Source organism: Streptomyces sp. ADMS (assembly GCF_033441795.1).
Classification (GTDB): Bacteria; Actinomycetota; Actinomycetes; order Streptomycetales; family Streptomycetaceae; genus Streptomyces.
Genome location: NZ_JAVFVX010000531.1, coordinates 1 through 300, shown reverse-complemented (window position 1 = coordinate 300; position 300 = coordinate 1). Strand labels below are relative to the sequence as shown.

The window sequence follows — 300 nt, the reverse complement described above, 5'->3', positions numbered from 1 at the left end:
ATGGACTCGCCGGCTCCGATGAACCCGGAGAAGACGGCCATCATGATCAGCGCGGCGGCGACGACGACCCGGGCGCTGTACCGGAACCCGGTCACGATCGCCTGCTTGGGCTCGTCCCCGTGGGCGTACGCCTCCCGTATCCGGGCGACCAGGAACACCTCGTAGTCCATGGCGAGTCCGAAGACGATGCCCACCAGGAAGATCGGCATCAGGCTCATGATCGGACCGGTCGTCTCTACGTCGAGCAGTTCCGCGCCCCAGCCCCACTGGAAGACCGCGATGACGGAACCGAGTGCCGCC

The 300-nt window shown here is 66.7% G+C and carries 1 protein-coding gene; it reads right to left on the bottom strand.

The window, feature by feature from the left end; genetic code table 11:
- A partial coding sequence (locus RB628_RS41885) for an MMPL family transporter (protein WP_318325826.1) occupies positions 1-300 on the bottom strand: 300 nt, incomplete at both ends.